Origin of the sequence: Glutamicibacter sp. AOP5-A2-18, from assembly GCF_052446055.1 — a bacterium.
Lineage (GTDB): Bacteria > Actinomycetota > Actinomycetes > Actinomycetales > Micrococcaceae > Glutamicibacter.
In genome coordinates this window covers 1437000-1457884 of record NZ_JBQSVW010000001.1, presented here as the reverse complement: position 1 = coordinate 1457884, position 20885 = coordinate 1437000, and the positions used below count along the sequence as shown (strand labels likewise).

Annotated in this window: 13 protein-coding genes, 2 tRNA genes and 1 pseudogene; 3 read left to right on the top strand and 13 right to left on the bottom strand. The window is 51.8% G+C overall.

Going from position 1 to position 20885, the window contains the following annotated elements:
• The 9 genes from ACT3RW_RS06880 to ACT3RW_RS06840 form a co-directional block, all read right to left on the bottom strand.
• Window positions 1–1644: a GTPase gene (locus ACT3RW_RS06880; RefSeq protein WP_444613257.1), complete on the bottom strand. Its 1644-nt coding sequence runs from the start codon at window positions 1642–1644 to the stop codon at window positions 1–3.
• Window positions 1641–3410 carry a dynamin family protein gene (locus ACT3RW_RS06875; RefSeq protein WP_444613256.1) on the bottom strand — a complete coding sequence of 590 codons (1770 nt, stop codon included), beginning with the start codon at window positions 3408–3410 and terminating at the stop codon, window positions 1641–1643. The genes ACT3RW_RS06880 and ACT3RW_RS06875 overlap by 4 nt, the downstream gene beginning before the upstream one ends.
• Window positions 3411–3508: 98 nt before the next feature.
• Window positions 3509–3584: transfer RNA gene (locus tag ACT3RW_RS06870), tRNA-Glu, on the bottom strand.
• A 48-nt stretch (window positions 3585–3632) separates the two neighbouring features.
• A tRNA-Gln gene (locus ACT3RW_RS06865) sits at window positions 3633–3704 on the bottom strand.
• A 368-nt stretch (window positions 3705–4072) separates the two neighbouring features.
• Window positions 4073–5578: a glutamate--tRNA ligase gene (gltX, locus tag ACT3RW_RS06860; protein WP_444613255.1), complete on the bottom strand. Its 1506-nt coding sequence runs from the start codon at window positions 5576–5578 to the stop codon at window positions 4073–4075.
• A gap of 120 nt (window positions 5579–5698) precedes the next feature.
• Window positions 5699–6463 (bottom strand): fumarylacetoacetate hydrolase family protein, encoded by a 765-nt coding sequence (locus ACT3RW_RS06855; protein WP_444613254.1) that lies wholly within the window; start codon window positions 6461–6463, stop codon window positions 5699–5701.
• A 17-nt stretch (window positions 6464–6480) separates the two neighbouring features.
• Window positions 6481–7572, bottom strand: coding sequence for a UDP-glucose 4-epimerase GalE (galE, locus tag ACT3RW_RS06850; RefSeq protein ID WP_444613253.1), 1092 nt, complete (start codon window positions 7570–7572; stop codon window positions 6481–6483).
• Between the two features lie 75 nt (window positions 7573–7647).
• A complete protein-coding gene (locus ACT3RW_RS06845) occupies window positions 7648–8742 on the bottom strand; it encodes a branched-chain amino acid aminotransferase (protein WP_444613252.1) in 1095 nt (364 codons plus the stop codon).
• A 115-nt stretch (window positions 8743–8857) separates the two neighbouring features.
• Window positions 8858–9916: a 3-isopropylmalate dehydrogenase gene (locus tag ACT3RW_RS06840; protein WP_444613251.1), complete on the bottom strand. Its 1059-nt coding sequence runs from the start codon at window positions 9914–9916 to the stop codon at window positions 8858–8860.
• Between the two features lie 156 nt (window positions 9917–10072).
• On the opposite strand from ACT3RW_RS06840, the gene ACT3RW_RS06835 reads away from it, so the two are divergent.
• Window positions 10073–11329, top strand: a complete 1257-nt coding sequence (locus ACT3RW_RS06835) for a sensor histidine kinase (RefSeq protein ID WP_444613250.1) — start codon at window positions 10073–10075, stop codon at window positions 11327–11329.
• A gap of 6 nt (window positions 11330–11335) precedes the next feature.
• Window positions 11336–12028: a response regulator gene (locus ACT3RW_RS06830; RefSeq protein ID WP_444613249.1), complete on the top strand. Its 693-nt coding sequence runs from the start codon at window positions 11336–11338 to the stop codon at window positions 12026–12028.
• A gap of 80 nt (window positions 12029–12108) precedes the next feature.
• Here ACT3RW_RS06830 and metG read toward each other — a convergent pair whose 3' ends face one another.
• The 4 genes and pseudogenes from metG to ACT3RW_RS06810 all read right to left on the bottom strand — a co-directional run bounded on the left by metG (window position 12109) and on the right by ACT3RW_RS06810 (window position 19738).
• Entirely contained in the window at window positions 12109–13659 is a 1551-nt protein-coding gene (gene metG / locus ACT3RW_RS06825; RefSeq protein WP_444613248.1) for a methionine--tRNA ligase, read from the bottom strand.
• Between the two features lie 57 nt (window positions 13660–13716).
• The gene (locus tag ACT3RW_RS06820) at window positions 13717–14709 is read right to left on the bottom strand and encodes an NYN domain-containing protein (RefSeq protein WP_444613247.1); all 993 of its coding nucleotides are present in this window, start codon (window positions 14707–14709) and stop codon (window positions 13717–13719) included.
• A 242-nt stretch (window positions 14710–14951) separates the two neighbouring features.
• Window positions 14952–17678, bottom strand: coding sequence for a stealth conserved region 3 domain-containing protein (locus tag ACT3RW_RS06815; RefSeq protein ID WP_444614621.1), 2727 nt, complete (start codon window positions 17676–17678; stop codon window positions 14952–14954).
• 976 nt (window positions 17679–18654) lie between these two features.
• Window positions 18655–19738 (bottom strand): annotated as a pseudogene (locus ACT3RW_RS06810) (IS3 family transposase).
• A 563-nt stretch (window positions 19739–20301) separates the two neighbouring features.
• Between ACT3RW_RS06810 and ACT3RW_RS06805 the strand changes: the two are divergent.
• Complete coding sequence (locus ACT3RW_RS06805; RefSeq protein WP_444613246.1) at window positions 20302–20508, top strand: hypothetical protein; 207 nt, start codon at window positions 20302–20304, stop codon at window positions 20506–20508.
• Window positions 20509–20885: the final 377 nt, after the last annotated feature.

Here is a 20885-nt window from a genome sequence, read left to right as displayed (position 1 = left end):
CTATTCGGCTTTCTTTGCTGCCGAGCTGATGAGTTCGGCATAACTGTTGTAAGTGTTCAGGTACTGATCAACCGGATCAACGATTGCCGTCCGGACCAAACCCGACACAGAACGTTGAATATTCTTCAACGCTTTTCTACGTTTAACTTTAGCCACTATTCGATTGACGAACGAGCACCCTATACCCAGCACCACGCCAAGCAACACACCAATGACAAGAACCAACGTTGGTACGGCTAGGCCCTCTATGCGCGGCGCTTCTGGCAGGTCAAATTGGAAGTATCCGGCCACCGGGTAGGCCGCGAGCCAAAGAGCCCCTGCCAGTGCAGCGAGCAGTGCCACCCACTGAACAAACTTGATCACTGGCCACCACCAAGAAGAACGTTCCACCCCAAGTGGTGTTGCGGCGATGGCTGAGTCTACTGCGCTGTCCAACGAAGTAACGTTTGAGCTGACATCATCTCTAATCGGTTCATGCCAGCTCTCCGGCAATTGACTTGTAGCCTCTGCTACGTACTTGTCGATCCCATGATCAATAGCCGCGGATTCTGCAACCGAACGCTCTGGACGCGAAGTAATGGACAAATCAGAAGTTTGCCTACTACGCCCCAAATTCATTCTCTGCAACGGGTCATTTCGCAGTCGGATCAACCACGTGGTCAGTGGCCAGCCGGTGCGTTGCGCGCCACGAAGCTTGTACGAAGTTTCAACAGCATCCGCGATGTACTTTGCTCCATGCGCATTGGCAATTGTCTGTTCAAGCTCTGCTTGATGCATTTGCCCCGGCAAACGCACCTTTTCGGTGCTCAAATCACCGTTGAGCCTATGGATAACTTGATCTACGTCAGAACGTAAACGCCGAGTAGACAAAGCCTTGTTCTTAGCCACAGTTGCAATCTGCTTCTGAACCTCGTCCAGACCCTCGCCAGTCACTGCAGAAGCACAAACTACCGGCAACCGTTCAAGACCAGATTGCGCGAGGATCTCGCGCAATGAATGCACGACGTTCTTGCGGTCTGATTCTGCAACCTTGTCGATTTGGTTCAGGACAATCACAATATTTCCCTGTTGACTGCGCAAGGAATTCAGATATCCATGATGAATCGACGCGTCGGCGTACTTCTGGGGATCTAGCACCCAGACTAAGAAGTCCACTTGACCAACCAGCCGGGTGGCAATCTCATGGTGTTCTACTCTTGTGGAGTCCATATCGGGCAGATCCAAGAGCATCAACCCTGAGTCTAGGGACTTCTTGGTTACCCTTCTTTTCCCTTCAGCAGACTTCTCAATGACGTGGCGGTCAGTGACTTGTAGCCAATCAAGGAGTTCGTTGGCACCTTCGGTCTCCCAAATGGCCGCGACGGTCTTTGTTGTTGTAGGTCGAATGACCCCTGTGGTTGCTAGCTTCTGGCCAACGAGTGCGTTGAAAAGTGTGGATTTTCCGCTTCCGGTAGCCCCGAACAACCCAACTACTACGTGGTCAGCTGATAGTTGACGGCGTGATTCAGCTTTGTTGATGACTGCAGCGGCTAAATCTATACTCTCCGTGTCCAGGTATGGTTCAGCAAGTTGCATCGCTTGGACGACGCTGTTGATCTGCTGATCAAGACCATTGGCTGCACGGACTACTTTGCGTTCCGTCATTTGCGGGCCCCCTTGCTGTTCAGGCTCTCCGTAGCACGGTTCAATGCCTCTACAACCTCAGGCTGCGAGTGTCCGTCTATTTCATTCGTGTAGATCTCGGATGTATTTGCAATGAGTGCTTTTGCTCGCGTATCAAGCATTTTTCTTGCTCGTGAAGCCATGCGACGCACAGCGTCCTCACCAAAAATCGCTTCCAAGAGCTTCTGGCCAACAACCGCGGACCCGCCGGCAATACCGATCTCTAGCCCGGTGAGCCCAGCGGTGGAGGCAAAGACCACCACCATCAAGATCACCGCGACTCCGTTAACACCAAAAGCGGCCATACGGGCGGTCTTACGTTTGCCCGCACCTTCTTCACGGATCATCTCAAGAATGTCTTTTTGCCAAAGCCGAATGCTGTCGGCAGCTTGCTCATTAAAGTCAGCGGCGGGCCGAGGCGAACTGAGTTCGCCTCGAAGCACTTGCCCCAGAGGTGTGTTTTTCCAAGATCTGTCTATGTCGTGGCAGGCTTTGGTAATTTCTGCAATGAAGACTGTATGGAGTCCAGATTCAATCGCCTGTTCCACTTTATGGGTCGCGGCTGGCCGTCCTGAGAAGAACGAGCTCACGCGATCGCGCATGCGGCCAACGGCACCTTCAATCCCGCGAAGTAGCTCTCCTGCGCCGACGAAGTCTTGCCACCGGGCCAAGATTTCCCCTCGAAGAAGCGACCCGTCGTCTAACCCTTCATTAATTCTCGCCAGCGCTTGATCGAACCTGTCGGAAGTTAGTTTGCGAAGTTCAGCAAGTTGATTCTCTTGATCTTGCACTTCGGCCAGCAGCTCACCCGCGTCAGCTGTGGTTCTGCGCATTGCTCCCTCAAGCGTTTGGGCTGCTAGTTGCTGTCTTCTGGTCGCATCCGCAGCCAGCTCGTTAAGCCACAAAGATAGTGGAGCTACCTGGTCTGCCGGAATTAGCTTGTCCTCGCTTAGCTGCGTCTCGTTCAGTACGTGGAGCAGCGCAGGGTCAAGATTCTTTTCCGTTAACAGTCGTCGTAGATCAGGGACGATGTCTTTCTCAGCGCCCAGAGGTACGCGGTTGAGTACGACGCACACAGTAATGTTTCGAACGCCGGCGTCGGTAAGCAGATCCCACGGCAGGGCGTCGGCATAGCGGTTGGCTGTGGTGACAAAAATCCATAGATCAGCTGCGTTCAAAAGCTGTCCCGCAAGAGCCCGATTATCGTCAGATACCGAGTCAATATCCGGCGCGTCCAAAATTGCTAGACCCTGCGGAACGCGTTCATGTGGAGTCATGAGCAGCGCATCACTTCGAGATGAGTCGCCGACAACAGCGAAACCTTGTCCAGATACCCTGCTGAGTTCCGGTAATACGCGTTCCGAATCAAAAAATGCTTGGTCTGCAGGATTAAATGCAAGAACTGGAGTTCGAGTGGTCGGTCTCACGGCACCGGAAACGCTAACTTGCTCCCCCAGCAGTGAATTCACCAAAGTCGATTTTCCTGAACCGGTAGACCCGCCAACCACGGCAAGCAACGGTGCTCCCAAGTTTGATACACGGGGCAGAAGGTAATCAGAAATCTGGTGCAAGGTTTTGGCACGCAACTCTTCGCTTTGTGACACAGCTTCTGAGGGACCGTGAACAAAAACTAATTCGGTGAGTGTGTCTCGTAGTTCAGTCAGGTTCTGGGTGGCGACGCTGCTGAATCCTCTACCACTAGCAACATTACTTGCTGCGCTTTCGCTCTGATCTGAATTCGACTCCATGTGCACCATCTTGCCTTATGACAACGGTGATTATGGAGAGCCCAACGCGGAATTTTGGGGCAAAACAAAAAACCACGGATTTCTCCGTGGTTTTAATGTGGTGACCCCAACGGGATTCGAACCCGTGTTGCCGCCGTGAGAGGGCGGAGTACTAGGCCGCTATACGATGGGGCCGTATGCTGAAGACGAATCTTCAACTCACCAAATTACTTTGGTGAAGCGCTGGGATACCAGGACTCGAACCTAGAACGACAGAACCAGAAACTGCTGTGTTGCCAATTACACCATATCCCAATGTGACTTGGAGGTTTAGGGACTTCAGGTACTTCTGATTTCCGGCCACTCCCGCAGCACGAGATAAAACTATACAGCTCTACGATTATCAACACAAATCGTGAACTGTGTTCGTTTCTAAGGAGATATTGCGCGACATGGTGCGGAAAAGCTCAGTTCAGTTGACCTTTATCAAGCACAGAACCCAGTGTTTAGTATCTGTGAATTAACGCACTCTTCCTACGACTAGCCAAGAACGAAACAGAGAGTTCTGCGTCGCAGGTAGACCAACGCGTCCGTGACACAAAAACGTCGCCCCGAGGGCTACAACAAAAATGCTGCGGCGCCTCGGAGCGACGGTTCAAAGCAAGAAAACCTTCAGTGGCTATCTATCGGCTTTCACCGAATGCACGCAAGCGGTTCAGGCTCGATTCGCGTCCCAGGATTTCCATTGACTCGAAAAGCGGAGGAGAAACTCGCTTGCCTGAGATGGCAACACGAGCTGGACCAAAAGCCTGACGAGGCTTCAATTCCAGTTCGTCAACGAGCTTTGCACGCAGGGCAACCTGAATCTGTTCAGCATTCCATTCGCTAACAGTTTCCAAAGCGGCTACTGATGCATCAACGACCTCGACCAAGTTAGCTGGCATGCCCTTAAGCGCATTGTCAGCGATAACGATCTGATCATCTGATTTGAAGAGGAACTCAAGCATGTCTGTAGCTTCGCCGAGCAAGGCAATGCGTTCCTGCACCAGTGGAGCAGCCTGATCCAAGATCTCGTTTTCGCGCGCGGTAAGTTCTTCACCAACAAGCTGAGCAGCCTGAAGGTAAGGAACCAAACGGTCACGGAAATCTTGTGGCTCAAGCATGCGCACGTGAGTACCGTTGATAGCTTCGGCCTTCTTCACGTCAAAGCGTGCTGGGTTAGACAGCACGTCCGTCACGTCAAAGGCTTCAATAAGCTGATCACGCGAGAAGATATCTTCATCAGCGCTCAGGGACCAACCAAGTAGAGCCAAGTAGTTCAGTAGGCCTTCAGGGATGAATCCATTATCACGGTGCAAGAACAAGCTTGACTCTGGATCACGTTTGGACAGCTTCTTATTACCTTGCCCCATGACGTAAGGCAGGTGTCCAAAGCGTGGCATGTACTGCGCGACCCCAATGTCATGGAGCAATGCATACAAAACGACCTGTCGCGGAGTGGAAGAAAGAAGGTCTTCACCACGCAGTACGTGGGTGATACCCATCAGAGCATCATCGATTGGGTTAACCAGGGTGTATAGAGGCTGACCATTGGCACGAACTACTACGTAGTCCGGCACAGTGCCAGGCTTAAAGGTGATCTCTCCGCGAACTAAGTCATTAAAAGTTACATCGTGGTCTGGCATGCGGACGCGCAAAACTGGCTCACGACCTTCGGCCTTGAATGCAGCTTTCTGCTCATCGGTGAGCTCACGGTCAAAGTTGTCATAGCCAAGCTTTGGATCGCGGCCTGCTGCCTTGTGACGAGCTTCAACTTCCTCAGGAGTCGAGTAAGACTCGTAAACATGTCCAGCTGCTCGAAGCTTAGCAATGACGTCTTGGTAGATTTCACCACGCTGCGACTGACGGTACGGCTCGTGGGGTCCGCCCACGTTCACGCCCTCGTCCCAGTCGATGCCCAACCAGCCCAATGCTTCTAGCACCTGGTTGTAGCTTTCTTCCGAGTCACGCTTTGCATCAGTGTCTTCAATGCGGAAGATCATCTTTCCGCCGGTGTGACGCGCGTAGGCCCAGTTGAAAAGGGCCGTACGGATCAGGCCAACGTGTGGCGTGCCAGTGGGTGATGGGCAAAAGCGGACGCGAACCGGGGTTTCTTCGGTTACTTCAGGAATCAGCGATAGATCAATCATGATGTCTTCATTCTATGCCTTTGACGCGCAAAGTTGCATTTAAAACGCAAGGCTCCCGATCACATAAGTGATCGAGAGCCAGTGCAGTTCTACCTCACGGAACTCTGACAGACCTAGGGCCTAGCGGCGGAAGACGCTACGCAAGGAGCCAATACCTTCGACCTCAATTTCAACGACGTCACCGGCTTCAACGAGTCCCACGCCTGCAGGAGTGCCGGTCATGATCACATCACCAGGCAACAGCGTGAAGGCTTCTGATGCGCGTGCGATCAGTTCGTTGACTGGCCAGATCAGATCGCTCGTCGATCCGTCTTGACGTACCTCGCCGTTAACACGGGAAATAATTCCCAAGTCATCGGCGTCCGCAATTTCAGTTTCAATCCATGGACCTAATGGGCAAGAGCCATCAAATCCCTTGGCTCGCGCCCACTGCGGGTCCGATCGCTGCGCATCACGCGCGGTCAGGTCATTAGCCACCGTGTAACCAAAGATAACGTCCTGTGCCTTATCGGCAGGAACATCCTTGCAGATTCGACCAATGACAACAGCCAGTTCACCTTCGAAGGAAACTTCATCAGAAAATGCGGGCAACGTCACTGGATCGCCATGTCCAACTACCGAGGTATTTGGCTTGAGGAACATGATCGGTTCCTTAGGGACCTCGTTGCCTAGTTCTTTGGCATGTTCGCGGTAAGTACGGCCGAATCCCACAACCTTGGAGCGCGGAATGATCGGAGCAACCAATCGCACGTCGTCCAAACTGTGCGTTGCGCCGGTGGTCTTGATGCCTTGGAAGAACGGGTCTCCGGCAAGAACGTGAATTTCGTTTCCGTCAACGACTCCGTAAAGCGGATCACTGTCGACTACAAATCTTGCTATTTTCATTCGATTACTTCTCTTGTCTAATTTTTCTTGGCCAGCGAAGTACGTTCGCCGCGAATAAACTCGTTCATTTCTTCTTCAGAAATGTTGCCCAGTGCGTATTCCGGGTAGCCCTCTGGGTTCATAGACTGCCACTGCCACATATCGCGGGCCATTTCCTCAACACCGCGTTCCGCTTTCCACCCTAGCTCCAATCGCGCAGTGGTTGGATCACCGTAGTACTCGGCGATATCCCCCGGGCGTCGGTCAACTAGTTTGTATGGTAGTTGACGTCCGCAAGCTCGCGAGAATGCACCAATAACGTCGAGGACACTGGTTCCGCTGCCTGTACCCAAATTCCATGCGTACTGACCGGTGTTGCTACTGAGGAAGTCCAGCGCGTCAAGATGGCCTTGTGCGAGGTCCATGACGTGAATGTAATCTCGAACGCCAGTACCGTCATAGGTTGGGTAGTCGTTGCCAAAGACTTGAACTTCGCTGCGGCGTCCCACTGCTACCTGAGCAATGAACGGCATCAGGTTATTTGGAATGCCTTGCGGATCTTCACCGATATTGCCCGATGGGTGTGCGCCCACAGGGTTGAAGTAACGCAGCGTCGCAATTGACCACGAGTTATCCGACACCGCAAGGTCCTCAAGAATTTGCTCAATGTGAAGCTTGGTTCGGCCGTAAGGGTTTGAAGCGTCACGCTGCGCACCTTCGACCAATGGCAACTCGGTGGATTCTGCATAAACTGTCGCCGAGGAGCTGAATACCAGTCTCTTAACCCCGGCCTTTTCCATTGCGGACACCAAGTTCAAGGTGCCAACAACATTGTTCTGGTAATAGGTAATAGGCTTTTCGACCGACTCACCTACGGCCTTTAATCCGCCAAAGTGAATCACAGCATCAGGCTGCGTCTCCTGGAGAACAAAATCTAAACGTTCACTATCAAGCAGATCACCAGTAAACAGTTGTGGCGCAGAACCTGACATCTCGCGTACTCGCTTGAGTGATTCTGGAGAAGAATTGCTCAAATTATCAAATACGGATACTTTGTGTCCTGCTTCAAGCAATAGGAGCACCGCGTGCGACCCTATATAGCCAGCGCCACCAGTTACCAGTACATGCATGTTAATCCTTTACAGACAAAAACAACGGTCTCGGGAAATAATCCCCGAGACCATCGTAGTCGCTAGCATTGACCCCTAGGCCAACTTCTCCAGCCAACCGTGTCGGTCTTCAACGGTGCCCAACTGAATACCAAGCAGTTCCTCACGAATTGACATGGTCACTTCACCGGCCGGAGCACTTTCGTTTCCGATAAGTTCATCACCATTTTTCAGAACACCAATCGGAGTGATGACTGCAGCGGTACCACAGGCAAATACTTCTGAGATCTCCCCGGAAGCGATACCGTCACGCCACTCGTCCAAAGTGATTTTGCGTTCTTCGACTTCCATGCCGCGGTCCTTGGCAAGCTGAATGACCGATGATCGGGTGACGCCTTCAAGGATGGTTCCAGTCAAAGCAGGGGTGACCAGCTTATTCTCCTTAGTGACAAAGAAAACGTTCATTCCGCCGAGTTCTTCAACTGCATTGTCGTTGAACGAATCTAGGAACAGCACCTGCTTGCAGCCGTGCTCCTCTGCCTCCAGCTGTGCGATGAGCGAAGCTGCGTAGTTGCCACCACACTTGGCCGAGCCGGTTCCACCGCGACCGGCACGTGCGTAGTCCTTGGAGACCCAAATGGCTACAGGCTTGAGCTCACCACCGAAGTAGTTTCCCGCGGGAGAGGCAATGACGCGGTAGGAAACCTCACGCGCAGCACGGACTCCGAGGAAGGCCTCGGTGGCAATCATGAATGGACGCAGGTAAAGCGCTTCGCCTTCACCAGTTGGCACCCAGTCAATGTCTGTGGCAACAAGCTTCTTTAGCGAATCAACGAATACGTCTTCGTCCAGTTGTGGCAATGCTAGACGCTGAGCTGACTTGTTCAGTCGTGCAGCGTTGGCGCGAGGACGGAAGCTCCATACTGACCCGTCTTCATGACGGTAAGCTTTCAGACCTTCAAAGATCTCTTGCCCGTAGTGAAGTACCGAAGCCGCTGGATCCATTGCAATGGGACCGTACGGTTCAATTCGTGCGTCATGCCACGTGCCATCGTGTCCACCTTCATTGGCCGTCCAGTCAACGACAGCAGTGTGGTCAGTGAAGAAGTCCCCAAATCCTGGGTTGGCCAATACGCTGGCGCGCTCATCTGTGCTCTTGCGACTCGTTGAGAGATTTTCGGTGAATTCCATCTACCCTTGGACTTCCTAGCTCAATAAACAAAGAACGGATGCTCCACTCCAAAGCGGAACACCCGTTCGTGGAATTGCTACCGGTTAGCTCATAACCGGAAACGACACGTTCAGCTTATGCCAGTAACGCGACAATTGCATCGCCAATTTCACTGGTGGTGCGATTATCGGTCAATTCTTGACGTGAAGTGATCTCTTTTTCAACAGCTTGCTCAACTGTGCGTGCTTCTTCTGACAATCCAAGATGATCAAGCATCAGAGCAACGGACAGAATTGCAGCAGTTGGATCTGCCTTCTGCTGACCAGCAATATCTGGAGCCGAGCCGTGAACCGGTTCAAACATTGAGGGGTAGGTACGCTCCATGTTGATGTTGCCGCTTGCGGCCAATCCGATACCGCCGGTAATGGCTCCGGCTTGGTCAGTCAGAATATCGCCAAAGAGATTATCGGTGACAATAACATCAAAGCGAGAAGGATCAGTGGTCAAGAAAATTGTTGCGGCGTCCACGTGCAGGTAGTCATGAGTTACTTCGGGGAACTCTTGAGCAACTGCCTCAACGGTGCGCTTCCATAGGTGCCCGGCGTGCACCAGGACGTTGTGTTTGTGGACCAAGGTCACGTGCCTACGTTCGCGGCCGGCAGCACGGCGGAAAGCGTCACGCACTACTCGCTCGACGCCGTAAGCAGTATTAACCGATACTTCCGTGGCAATCTCGTGCTCAGTTCCGGTTCGTACCGAGCCACCGTTACCTACATATGGTCCCTCTGTGCCTTCGCGAACCACAATGAAATCAATGTCGCCCGGGTTGGCCAGCGGACTCTCAATTCCCGCATAGAGCTTAGACGGGCGAAGGTTCACAAAGTGATCCAGAGAGAAACGTAGCTTCAGAAGTAGCTCGCGTTCAATGATTCCCGAAGGAATTCGGGTGTCCCCCGGAGCTGCACCAACAGCTCCAAAGAGAATGGCGTCATGTTCCTTGATCGCGGCCAATGTTTCATCTGGAAGCGTCTCGCCAGTCTCAAGCCAATGCTCTGCTCCGAGCTTGTACTCCGTGAGCTTGACGTTGTACTTGCCGCCGTTAGTGACATAGTTCAGTACTTTGACCGCTTCGTTGACTACTTCCGGGCCAATCCCGTCGCCTGGAATGACCGCAATATCAAATTCATTTGCCATGCTTTAACTCTAGCGACCCAAGTCCAACATGTGAGAGTTCGTCTCATATATTGAGAACTTCGTACTCGTGAAGTTTCATACTTCAAACCTGGGCATGAGGTGCATCGCCGCAATGACTCGATACTCTAGGTATATCGAGAGAAGATCTGGCACATTTTGTTGCCTCGCAGCACCACTGAATTGAAGGACGCATTGTTTCTTGCCAACCCCCACCGTCGAATTGACGGTTGGATCCGCGCGAACCCTCGGCGCATAGATTTCATTACAGGGCTGGTCTATACGCTGTTCTGCATACCAGTTGCTGTCGGACTTATCGGGGCAATGAGCACCTCAGCCGTCCTGTCTATCTTTGCAATCATGCTGTTGCAATCAGCGCCACTAATGGTACGCAGGCGATTTCCTTGGACCGTAACTTTAATAGTTACGCTGGGACACCTTTTGCAACTTGGCTTTGCCGGACTCATGCTCCCTTCTCAACTATCCGTACCAATCATGGTTTACACCATGGCGGTCTACGGTAAGCGCTGGCAATCGTTTAGTACCTTGGCCCTTGGATTACTTGGCGCGTTGCTCGCAACGGCGAGCATCTTCACTCCGTCGCAATATGATCCCGGGGCGACACCCTCATTCTCCGGCGACATGATCATCTCTTTCGTCGGGCTTGCACTAGTCGTCACGCTTTCATGGACATCCGGTGACCTAGCGCGCACCCGCAGGCTCGCCATGAAATCACTCAAGGACCATGCGGAAAGGCTCGAGAACGAACGCATCATGGAGCGTGCCTTGGCCGCCTCCGACGAACGAAATCACATTGCCCGCGAAATGCACGATATCGTCGCTCACTCTCTGTCCGTCATTATCACTCAAGCCAATGGCGCCCGCTATGCCGCTGTCAAAGATCCGCAGATTGCCATCGAAACCCTGAAGACAGTCTCGGATACCGGTCGCGCCTCTCTGAAGGAAATGCGTCGACTTTTAGGGGTCTTGCGCACCGACGAACAACTGCAGAATCGTCCGTTGCCATCCCTTGCTGACCTTGATGACCTTGTTGAAGTAGCAAGAAACACTGGGCTAGAGGCAAGGCTGAAGTCCGCAGGTACTCCACGAAAGGAACTTCCGGCCGGAGCTGAACTTACAGCCTATCGCTGTGTCCAGGAATCCCTGACCAATGTTTTGAAGCATGCAGGAACCAATGCACAAGCGGAAGTTGTCCTCACCTGGACCTACCGCGGACTTAATTTGCGAATAACCGACAACGGTCGCGGCGCTGGAGCGATCAAGGTCGAAGGGGCCGGACAAGGACTCATCGGTATGCGTGAGCGCGTAGCCTTATATGACGGTACTTGCACCTCAGGCCCGCAACCATCCGGCGGCTTCGCCGTAGCGGTTTTCATCCCATACTCCGAGGACTAAATACACATGGAAAATATCAATGCCATCAAAATCGCATTGGTTGATGATCAGCTGCTCGTTCGTAGTGGCTTCAGAATGCTGATTGATTCTCAAGAAGATATGCAGGTAATCGTTGAAGCTAGCAATGGTCGTGAGGCTATCGCCTCTCCCCTGATGAACCAGGCTGATGTGATCCTCATGGACGTCCGTATGCCAGAAATGGACGGCATCGAAGCAACCCAGCATTTACTAGCTCCTGCTAGATCAGCTACCGAAGGGCCCAAAGTCATTGTCTTGACCACCTTTGACATGGATGAGTACGCATTCAGCGCCATCCAGGCAGGCGCCAGCGGCTTCCTCCTCAAGGATGCTCCGCCGGAAGAGCTCTTGGAGTCCATCAGGACCGTAAATAGGGGTGACGCCGTTATTGCGCCATCGACCACCCGACGGTTACTCGATCACATGGCGCCGTTGATGAAAAAAGCGTCCGCTCCCTGCAATGAGAAACTTACTGCCCTGGTCGACTCACTGACGCGACGCGAGCGTGAAGTCTTCGGGCTCATTGCCCTCGGGCGCTCAAATCCAGAGATAGCTGAGGAACTCTTCCTGTCGGAAGCCACAGTGAAGACGCATGTGGGACACATTCTCTCCAAGCTTGAAGCCCGTGATCGTGTTCAAGCGGTGGTAATCGCCTACCAGACTGGGGTCGTTAGTCCCTAGATAGATCTAATGCCGGTCTGGCTAGCAATCCCAAAAGTAGGATTACCAGCCAGACCGGCATTACATTTCAGAAGTCGAATTTACTTCTCTTCTTCATACCGAGGGAAGACCGGAGCAGGTGCCGGAAGCTCGGTGCCTGGAACCAAAGCGGTATCGAAGTATTCGAAGGTACGGGCTGATCCTTCGCCCACCGCCAGCGAAGTGAGCATTGCAGTCATTGCTTGCGGCAAGACTGGCTGCAGGAGTAGCGCTACCTTGCGCACAATTTCAATGGTCACGTACAAGACGGTGGCCATACGCTCAGGGTCAGTCTTCTTAAGCTTCCAAGGTTCCTGCTCGGCGAAGTACGCGTTGGTGTCGCCCAGCACGTGCCAGACAGCTTCCAGAGCCCTGCTAAATTCCTGACGCGAATATGCATCGCGGTTAATTTCCAACAGCTTTCCGGCGGCATCAAGAATCTCCTGATCCACGGGAAGGAGTTGAGCAGGAGTTGGGACAACTCCACCACAGTTCTTGGCCACCATGGACAAGGAGCGCTGCGCCAAGTTACCGAAGTTATTGGCAAGGTCACCGTTGATGCGCGCGACAATGGTCTCGTGGTTGTAGCTTCCGTCCGCACCAAATGGCACTTCGCGCAGGAAGAAGTAGCGAACCTGGTCGAGACCATAACGGTTCACAAAGTCGTCTGGGGAAACGGTATTACCCAGCGATTTAGACATCTTCACGCCGTTATTGTGCAAGAAGCCGTGAATCATGACGCGCTTTGGCAGCGGCAGGTTGGCGGACATCAAGAATGCAGGCCAGTAGATGGCGTGGAAACGAGAAATGTCCTTACCGATGACGTGGACATCTGCTGGCCAGTACTTCTGGAACGAGGCCGAGTCAACGTCTGGGAAGCCAACACCCGTGAGGTAGTTGGTCAGGGCATCTACCCACACGTACATGACGTGCTTTTCATTACCAGGAACAGGAATTCCCCAGTCAAAAGTCGTGCGGGAAATGGATAGGTCGGTCAGCCCGCCCTCTACGAAGCGGACAACCTCGTTAAAGCGGGAACGAGGAGCACCAAACTCTGGATTGTTCTCGTAGTATTCGAGCAGCTTGTCCTGGTACTTGGACAAGCGGAAGAAGTAGGATTCTTCCTCGGTCCAGGTAACCTCGGTATCGGTTTCCTTGGCATAGCGAATACCGTCTTCACGGACTTCAGTCTGATCATCCGTGTAGAATGCTTCATCACGTACTGAGTACCAGCCAGCGTACTTATCTAGATAGATATCGCCATTGGCTTCCATTCGGCGCCATAGTTCCTGTGCAGCCGCATGGTGGTCAGCATCGGTGGTGCGAATGAACCGGTCATAGCTGGTGCCCAGATCATCATTCATGGCCTGGAATGCGTCTGAGTTACGTTGAGCCAGCTGCGCCGGCGTGATTCCCAGCTTTTCAGCCGTCTGCATCATCTTTTGACCGTGCTCATCGGTGCCAGTCATGAAGAAAACATCAAAGCCGTCGAGGCGCTTAAAACGAGCCATCACGTCGGTAGCCACGACCTCGTAGGCGTGGCCAATGTGTGGGGTGCCGTTCGGGTAAGAAATGGCAGTGGTTATGTAAAAAGGTTTCTGCTGAGAAGTCACATTACCAATTTACCTTAGCTTGATTGCTTTGCAGTTCTTTGAGTCGTTGCTAGCCGGTCACATGATCTTGGCTAGGTACTCCCAGAAGGCCCCTCGAAGTGTTCGGCGAATGATCTGCTGATCAGTCTTCCACTCCCCCAGTACCTGGGCACAGTCTTTGAGAAGTGTTCTATCGATTTCAGGTGGAAGTTGCGGCTTATCGGCCATGAGCTCAACGACTTCCTGTTGCGTTGTGAAGGCCAGCCACGACTCAGCGACCTTGGCGCCGATTTCCTCAGCGACTTTAAGCTCCTTTTGCTCGTAGGCAGCGTTACCTTTATAGCCCGGGCGTTCACCACCGCTGGAGTACACCATCTCAACATTCGGTTCGGGCTGTACCGGTACCTTGGGAAGCGGTTTCTGAGCCAGCATAGCGGGGCTCGGAACAACGGGTTTAGGCACCGCGGTTGGCGCACCGGCGATCTCAGAAGTTTTTTCCGAGTGGTGCTTGTCCCATTCCAGAACCTTGGTGAAGGCACTGTCCAAAAGCTGGCTAGGAATCGTTTCAATATAGTCGGCAGTTAGCGCTAGGTGCTCAGCAACTGAAGCCACACCTAGACGACTATCGGACTTGGCGATGCCCAGTAGAACGACCTTCATTCCCAAGTCTTGAGCTTCTTCGACTGCCTCAGCAAGATCGTCATCCCCGGAAACAAGGTAGGCGATAGATGCGGAACAATTCCTAGCAACGCCTACAAGGTCCAATGCCAGGCGAAGGTCAACACCCTTTTGTTCCCCGTTATAAGAGATCCGTCCGAGTCGAACTTTTACGCCGGGAATCAGACCGATACGTTTGTGCTGCTCAGTAAAAAGACCGTCTTTGGATGCGTCATACCAATAGACGCGCAGGTTATTGAGACCTGTGTTCTTCTTTACCGTTTGGACGATACCTCTGACGAGGGCTTCGTAATGAGTAGTAAATGCTGATCTAAGAGTTGTGCCGGCAGCCCGATGGCCGCCTAGTGAGAGCAAAAATCCGGCGTCAATAAATATTGCAGTTTGGTTCATCATGATTCGATCCTACCGACTGCAGACTGAACATACTTGCGACGCAATATAAAATCCACTAGCAAACAAACGAATCTACGCCGTCAAACACGTAACCGGCCAATTTGCGGATCGCTAGTAACCGCGACCCCGTCGCAAAATGAATAGTTCCGGGATCATGAGAAACACGACGAGTTCTAACGGCCGTTGAAGCTTCCTAAATAGTCAAGGCTGGCAACGGCCGTTAGGACATGCTGCATAAGCACCTACCACCCCAAGGATTTGGAAGCGTTGGACTCATCCCTAGACGCGACAGGAAACTTCGAGGCAAAGAAACCGCTCAATACCCCGTCAGCATCCTCTTCGGACAGCTCAGGAGAATTGGATTCCCCAAGGGCAAGTACGTCAAAGCGTTCTTCGACAGCCAACTCACGGAAACGCTGACGCGAATTTGCAGATCCAATTGCGCAGTACGTATACCGAATAGATCCGGGCGCGTAACTGCCCACGAAGTACCCATAATGCTGGGCGAATGATGAAAGCAGGGAAATATCATCAGACGAACGGAATCGGTTGAGTCTTACAACGGAAAAAATATCAGGAAATTCCTTCTCAATTTTCTTCAATATTGATTTCCTATGCGGATGTGGCGTATGCAGCATAGATTGCGCTATAAGTCGATCGAAACGTTGATTCAATAGTTGTCGATTGTTTACCGCCGCCCACATGTGTGGTTCCGTATAATCACCTAAATCGGCAATTTTAACTGGTGAATGGAAAAACTTAGCGATACCATTTGAATAGAAGTATGTTTCCGGATCCTGGTATCTCATGAACATTACATCATCGTTCAGATACAGAAAATGTTCCGCTAAGTCCGGGATGCGATGAAGGACAGACTCAATTGCATGTGAATTGAACGTAGGGATTGAGGCGGCATCCGGGAACAACTCTCTATGATCCACGACAACTATGTCCGACTCGTCAGCCAGCCAACCGGGCCTCTGCTTATCGGTGACAATGTAGATATTATTGACCCAAGGCGCAAACATCCGAAGGCTTCGAATGGAATACTTGAGTTCATCCCTATTTCTAAACCTCACCGAACTCGTAGCCATCGGATGCAAACCATCTACCAAAGGCAGATGATTGCGCTTGCGCTCTTGCCAGTCCACATCCGTGTCGTCTACCCACGTATACACAACATCGATTGGAAAAGTTACACTACTCCAAAGTGGTGTACTAGGTCTTGCTGCTTCCCGTTCAAATTGCGTCCCCAATAACTGGTCGACCGAACGGTTATGACGTGGCGCTTTGTATACCTCCGCGTCACTGTCCCAATGCCAAAGTTCGATGTCCGTCGATGCAATCGCCCCAACAATCTTAGAATCCAGTGGATCAGAATAGTGGTTAAAAATCCTAAATACATCCGCTTCAGACAATTGATAAGGAACTACACCACGGGCGGGGTACCAGTCCCGATGCACGAGCCTAGCATTCCCCTTCTTGCACCGGACTGCTATATTGGGTGCGGAAATTTCCAGGAAAGCGTCCAAGAGCAGATCCAAGTCGTCTTCTCGAATGGCCAAGGCATGTCGATAATAGCCGTATGTCTCTATAGGAACGAACGATATGTCCTTAGATTCAAGAAGACCGCGCACAAACTGATAGTTCTCAACTTTCGCGCGTTCAATATCAATGCTCTCCGCTGAATAGTGAATGGCCGCGGCGGCCTTGGTCTCTACCTTGGGCCTTTCTGCCTTGTTGGCCTTCTGATATGCACCGCTAGTTGGAAGGAGATCCAGAACATCTTTAGAATCAGCGTCCTCAGCAGGCTGTGGCTTCTTGGCAGTGTCGTGCAGCAAGTCATTCCAAAGTCTCGAAATCGTCGCAGGGGAATAAGCCATTACTGATTCTCGAGCAGCCGCACCCAGCCGCTTACGAAGCGATTTACTAAGGATCAGTTCTTCCATAGCACTGGCCAGCCCCATAATAGAATTCAGTTCGACCAGTCGCCCATTCACACCATCTTCTATGAGATTCCGGGGACCAGTAGGACAATCGTAGGCGAGAGTCGGCACGAATGAATTTGCCGCTTCGAGAATGACTAGCGACTGCCCTTCACTCCTTGAGGCCATTACATGTATGCTGGCTTTCGCCCACTCAACTTGAAGTGACTCAACAGCCGGCAATATCTGAACTTGATCGAACAAATTGTATTTCGCAATAAGTCCACGCAACTTGTTCCCTTCGGGACCTGAGCCAAATATCCTTAGGACCCAATCCGGATACTTCTTCGCTATCTGAGAGAAAGCTTCGATCAAATGATCGAACTGCTTCGCTGGCGCGAGCCTTCCTGCTGCCATTAAGATCTTCGAATCAAGGGAAGACTTCGGCGCAAAATCCGCTGAGATTGAATTAGAAATAACTCGATAATGGATACCAACAGACCCAAATCTTTCTTTTACCCAATCATTGTTCTCTTCATTCAAAGAAACTATTGCAGCCAAGGATTCCCGAGCAAGCAGCAATGGTGTCAATCCGATACCACGTTCAGAAGTTGCTCGGTGCTCTTGGGCTATAATCCTAACGCTGGGATCAACAAAAAGAGATGCTAAATACGCGAAAGCCGGCGTCGTCGTCATGATCACTGCATTCGAAACAGAATTTAGGTAATTCTTAAGCAAAAGATCCGAAAGTGCGTTGAATTGATTGTCCCACGAAACATCAATTAGGTTAGATTGTAGGTTATACAACTCAGTTGATCGAGACGCTCCAAGTCCGAATTCAAGATCCAATTTGGAAGCAGTATCGATCAAATACCGCACCTTCACGTGACCAGGGAATCGATTGATTGCACTGCCATCTTGACGGTAGACACTGACAATTTCAATTTCATGATTTCCCGGCGAAAAATTTTCAATCTGACTCTGAATCGCCCGCTCGGTACCTGCGTTCGCATCAGCCGTGGTTAGAAGATAAATTAATTTCACGTTCAAGCTCGCTTCGTTACAATTTTAAGTGACAGGTATCCATCCGCCGTCCAATAAGGTCGAGCGCTCACGCGGTAGTTCTCTGCCACTAATGACATAGCGGAATACGCAAATAACTCTCGCGGAGAACCGACTTCTGGATTCTCATAGCTAAGTCGTTGACCTGAATTCGAATCCACCAAATTAATTAGCAACGACCCGTTTACTGATTGAAATTCCCTCAACCATTCTTTGTGAATAGTTAGAACGCCCCGTGAACTGCAAACGAGAGTTCTTGGAAGGAACGCTTGAGACCTAGGTCTAAATTCAATCTCACCTGGCATTTCCTTACATAACGTCACATCGATTGTCGATGTATATACCATAATTTTACTAACGGACGGCGCGGACCCGTTAATGCCTCTTATGCCAATTGAATTATGGTTCAGAACGAGCTCACGATATGACCCCGCGATTTTTTGCGAGGTGATCCTAGTCCGCATCGGACGCTCAGTCAGACGTTCAAGAACAATCACAGGAATTTGGCGTCGATCATCTCCAAGAATTCTTAGGTCGTAATCGCTTTGGATTTCTCTCAAGTCCGCCTGAAAATGCCGCCCTGAGTTAGAGGAGGGAAGCTCAACGAACCCTAACCTTCTCCTCAAACCTCGGGCTCTCCTAAGGTAGGGCGTGAATTCACGATCAGATCGGATCAACAGATCCAGCGTTGTGGCACCAACCGCGTAGTCTACGATTTCGATTTGATGCTGACTGTCGTGAATTGTATTGATCGTCATTAGGTTCCCAGGTCCTCCAAAAATCGAACTGCACCATTGAAGGGGCACAAACCGCCAACACAGTCCTATCATTCTAACTTACCAATTGCCGTTCCACATTTCCCAAGGTTAAGCAAGCGGTCTTTGTTGTCACCAGTTCTTTCAGGTTCAGAACTGTTTACCTAATCCGACTGATTGGGTCCCATTTGGCAGTCCAGTAACTATGCGATAGCTAACTGATTCTTCATAACCCATTCAGCCCAAAACTGGGACGGCGTCATTCCATCCAAGGAACCATGGGGGCTCCTGATTGTAAATGTCCTTCCATTCATCAGCCAAATACCTCGCTTCCACCAAAGTATCCATATTTTCCCCCGAGAGCTGTTCACGTCGAAACTGCGCGTTAAACGACTCAATGAAACCGTTCTGCCACGGCGAACCCGGATCAATGAACGCAGTAGAAACCCCAACACAGTTGCACCAGTTCACCAACGCACCAGCAGTGAATTCAGGACCATTGTCACACCGCACGAATGTTGGCTGGAGCCCCGTCTGGGCAATGATCCCTTCCAAAACGGCCACCACATCATCAGCCTTGAAAGACCGCCGCGCGATAATCGCCAATGCTGTTCTCGTGTACTCAGCAATGACATTGAAAAACCGGACGTGACGTCCGCAAGAGGTGACATCTGAAAGTCGAAACTGAGCACATGCATCGGATACTCGGCGGTCAGTCGCTTTTGCTCACCTGCTCCAGGGCCAGTACGGCGCTTCTTTCGACGCTTCGGCTTACAGACCAGCCCTCATCGCGCCACAACCGACGAACACGCTTGCTATTCAAGCCCGCGTCTTTCCATCGTTCGGTATTCAGCAGGTGCCAACGGGCCTTGCGCCAGCCCCACACCGGATACTCAGACACGACTGCACGGAAATCGGCTCTCAGCCGCGTTTCGTCAAAGCTCATCGGAGCCTTTTTCTTACTCAACGCAGAGCGGTTCTGGCCCAAGACCTGACAAGCGAAGCGTTCGGAGGCCCCAAATTTTTCCATCGCCATCCGTACGGCACGACGGCGTGGTTCGGGGCTTAGAATTTTCCTTTCGCCACCTCGGTCAGGATGTCGTTGGCAAGCATCTGATCCGCGAGCAGCTTTTTGAGTCGGGCGTTTTCCTTTTCCAGTTCTTTGGTACGTTTGCTGGCTTCGGCGTTTTTCTCGGTCCCGTACTGGTTGATCCACCGGTATTAGGTCGCTTCAGAGATCTGTAGTTCTTTGATGACTTCGATCATCGGGTGGCCTTCATTGAGCATCTTTTGTCCGTCACGGACTTTAGCGATGACCTGGTCTGGTATGTGTCTGCGTGCCGTGATTTTGTGTGTTTCCTCCTGTGTCCATTGTCGGACACGAATACTCACAAAGTCACTGGACTACTTTCCGGGGACCCAACCACGACGTCCCGAGCTGCCCTTGGTATTCAAAGTATGAAATATCCCATCCCCTTCACAAGACCAAAGAAGCCCCAACAGAACCATTAACAAGATGTAACCCTTTTAGAGAATTCTCTCTAGGAGCTTGTGGATCTTGAGCCTTTCATTGCAGAGACTAACTCGGACCCGCTGGCAAGATCGATGCCACCCTGACATAACGTTGCCCACTCCTTTTCTACCCAGAAGCGCGACCATGTGCCGTCTCACTGATTTGTCCGGCGTGAAGGGTTGGCATCAGTCTCGACCCTTGCCATGGCTTGATAAATGGCTGGTCATCTCTTCCACGAGGGGTGCCTAATTAGTGAACTGTCTGGCAATGCCCCCTTCCCGACTTATGCCACGTCAAGGGCCACCAACTGGGACAGAAGTCCACCGCCACGACCAGCGTGGCAGAGAAGTGCGACTACGTCATCGGAATCGGCACCCACTCCAGCACCCACGCCTACGCGAACATCAACACCAAAACTGGAGTCCGTACAGGCTGCGAAACATTCCCGGTATCCGGGCCGGGTTTGGGCAGTGCCATCGCCTGGGTTCGACGTAACATGACCGACGAAATCATTGTTGCTCTGGAAAGTAGTAGATCGTATTGAAACGTCGCTCTGCCGTGAACATACTGATGCCGACATCATTGGGACGGCGATGAAGCCACCACTCATGCAAGCCCGCGCAGATGTTGGGAAGAGCGACGAAAACGATGCGACGTCCGCAGAGATGAGCGTCCTCGGCACTACATTGAATTGTTGTTACAGCCGCGTGCCGACGGAATTCGGGCAACCATGAACCTCTTGCTGACGTGCCGTAGGAGGATCGAACAGCAGTGCACAACCGACAGTAACGCACTGTATTCCTGGACCCGTCAGACCGAACTTCGCCTGGACACAGGTCGAGCTTTGCCCGAACAGAAAATCTCAGAAAACGGTTCTTGGCGAAGCCGCCCCGGCGATGGGCTTAAGCAACGCATTGCCCG

What these genes read in the sequence shown, in the direction of transcription:
- gltX (WP_444613255.1), bottom strand. Translation starts at nt 5,578, where the DNA reads ATGATTGATCTATCGCTGATTCCTGAAGTAACCGAAGAAACCCCGGTT.
- ACT3RW_RS06845 (WP_444613252.1), bottom strand. Translation starts at nt 8,742, where the DNA reads ATGGAATTCACCGAAAATCTCTCAACGAGTCGCAAGAGCACAGATGAG.
- ACT3RW_RS06875 (WP_444613256.1), bottom strand. Translation starts at nt 3,410, where the DNA reads ATGGAGTCGAATTCAGATCAGAGCGAAAGCGCAGCAAGTAATGTTGCT.
- ACT3RW_RS06855 (WP_444613254.1), bottom strand. Translation starts at nt 6,463, where the DNA reads ATGAAAATAGCAAGATTTGTAGTCGACAGTGATCCGCTTTACGGAGTC.
- ACT3RW_RS06840 (WP_444613251.1), bottom strand. Translation starts at nt 9,916, where the DNA reads ATGGCAAATGAATTTGATATTGCGGTCATTCCAGGCGACGGGATTGGC.
- galE (WP_444613253.1), bottom strand. Translation starts at nt 7,572, where the DNA reads ATGCATGTACTGGTAACTGGTGGCGCTGGCTATATAGGGTCGCACGCG.
- ACT3RW_RS06830 (WP_444613249.1), top strand. Translation starts at nt 11,336, where the DNA reads ATGGAAAATATCAATGCCATCAAAATCGCATTGGTTGATGATCAGCTG.
- ACT3RW_RS06880 (WP_444613257.1), bottom strand. Translation starts at nt 1,644, where the DNA reads ATGACGGAACGCAAAGTAGTCCGTGCAGCCAATGGTCTTGATCAGCAG.
- ACT3RW_RS06820 (WP_444613247.1), bottom strand. Translation starts at nt 14,709, where the DNA reads ATGATGAACCAAACTGCAATATTTATTGACGCCGGATTTTTGCTCTCA.